2 protein-coding genes are annotated in these 2,145 nt (G+C 32.8%); one reads left to right on the top strand and one right to left on the bottom strand.

Translation table 11 applies throughout. From position 1 onward, the window contains the following. The first annotated feature begins 254 nt into the window (after positions 1-254). Positions 255-761: a hypothetical protein gene (locus tag D5R40_RS32420; RefSeq protein WP_124144961.1), complete on the top strand. Its 507-nt coding sequence runs from the start codon at positions 255-257 to the stop codon at positions 759-761. Between the two features lie 374 nt (positions 762-1,135). On the opposite strand, the gene D5R40_RS32415 is transcribed toward D5R40_RS32420, so the two are convergent. Continuing rightward, a partial coding sequence (locus D5R40_RS32415; protein ID WP_124155842.1) for an RNA-guided endonuclease InsQ/TnpB family protein occupies positions 1,136-2,145 on the bottom strand: 1,010 nt, incomplete at its 5' end.

Raw genomic sequence — 2,145 nt, 5'->3', positions numbered from 1 at the left:
TTCCTTCTTCCTTGTTGATGGTTGATGTTAATTCATTTGATATACCAGTCGAAGCAAAGAGTACAGACATATCAAAAGCTTAAAATTCAAACAACGTAATATTTTCCCTTCCTTCTTCCTTCTTCCTTCTTCCTTCTTCCTTATTTATTCTGCTATAACTGAGAAAAAAGTTAAGAATTATCACAGATTATAGATCGGTTTAGAAGTTCAAGTTTAAAATTGCTATACCATATAGCTTTATACTGGCAAATTATATGTGTAATTCTCAAAATATCAATAAAGATTTGAGTGTAGAAGAAGTTTATACTTGTCCTGTATGTTATCATGGCCAGATATCAGCAATGATTTTAATGGATGCTTTTGCTTGTAACTTCTGTAACCATATTTTTACTGCCGATCTGGTAAAGCAATCATTGAAAATAGTAGATAGTTCTTCTAATTTAAGTTGGCGGTGGAATGGTAGAAATTGGAAAGTCGATCATCCTAATGTAGAATTGAACTGGGTAATTAAGTTATTAGCAGTTGCATTTGTAATATTACCAACAACATTAATAGGATTAACGGCTTACTTTTATCCTCCAATACCTGGTACTCCTTTGTGTTGGTTACCAAGAGTTTGGACTGGTTTAACTTTTTTATTTCATTTGCTAATTATCGTTAATATTTTCATTGATTATTATCAGTTTCCAGTCAGGTTATATTTAAAAGCAGTAGGACGATATTTATGGCTTAGGATTTCACCACAAAATTCTTCTACTTGAAAAAGGAAGAACCTAAGTTGGAAAAAGTGGACGGGGATTCAAACCCAAACCAATTGTAAACACTGTGTAGACGGCAGGGTATTAAACCCAAAAGAAAAAGATAAATTTCAAGATTTGGCAGTGCTAAATCAGATACAATTAATGAGCAAGATATGAAGATATAAAAATTCCAGATGAGTTATGAAACTGGATTATCATTTTTTACCATACTAAAAAATCTGTAAAAATTTTCACTTTTCCCTGTTCCCTGAAGTCTTGAATTGTATTTTTACATTTCACGAGATGTAAATAAATAGTATATCAGGCTTCATGTTTAAATTTAAAGATACAGCAGATTGCAATTGACTACTCCCCTGGCTAAAGTCGAGGGGATTCTAAGCAGATACTACGCAACAGGATAAATCCGTGTTGCTCCGTCTATTCTTAGCTGACCAAAGATAAACTCTCTGGGGACAAGTCAAAGTGCCCCTACACAGTTGGCTTAAGTTTAACCTTAGCTTTCTGCTTACTTTTGTGATTATATTTGCAGCCCCATTACAGTCTGCATTAATTAACCAATTATTACTACTTTTATACAAACCACGCTTTATTCTTTTTCCTGACGGTTTCCAATCATTGGGTTTCTCACCATAAATAGGCAGATCGTCACCATCTAAAAATGAAGCGACACTTGTATAACTCTCTTCTGTTTCTATAAATATTATTCCATATTCAGAGCATAACTGAGCTATTCTTTCTTTCAGTCTAGCTGTGGGAATTGGTACAAATTCTGAATTACTTTTTTTTCCTAATTCTATTTGATTTTTCTGACCTTTATTCCAACCAAAAACAATTGTACCAATAGAATTTTCTAAACAATGATTAATCACTATCCTGGCTGCTTTATTAATTCCATCACGGATTTGGCGGTTACGCTTTTCTGTAATGGCAGCTAGTTTATTTGACCAAAATCCAGTCGGTTGATTTTCTTTAATAGTTGATACTTGTTTGTTGTACCAACGATTCATTGATTTAATCTGTTTCCCATCTACAATTAAGCTAGTATTTACATTGGATACACAGGTCAACCAATTATTTAAACCATGGTCAATTCCTAATACATTTTCTTGATTTAATTGAGGTTTAACTATTACTTCTCTTTCATAAACAAATTCCCAATAAAAACATCTGTTTCTCGGTAATATTCTCAGTTCTTTAAGAGATAAAAATTCAAGATTACTTGGCATAGGAATATAAAAGCAATCTAGACCAAACCAGCGCTTACAGGTATTACCTAGTGGTATTCTAATTTGATTATCTTTAAGTTTTAATGCTTGTTTGGGATAGCTAACTGTAGCCATTCCCCCTTTTTTTCTATAGTTAGGAATCCTTGGTCTGTGTTCGA

Origin of the sequence: Okeania hirsuta (assembly GCF_003838195.1) — a bacterium.
Classification (GTDB): Bacteria; Cyanobacteriota; Cyanobacteriia; order Cyanobacteriales; family Microcoleaceae; genus Okeania; species Okeania hirsuta.
Note: the sequence above shows the minus strand (reverse complement) of the source record. Positions and strands in the feature narration are given on the sequence as shown.

What these genes read in the sequence shown, in the direction of transcription:
- D5R40_RS32420 (WP_124144961.1), top strand. Translation starts at nt 255, where the DNA reads ATGTGTAATTCTCAAAATATCAATAAAGATTTGAGTGTAGAAGAAGTT.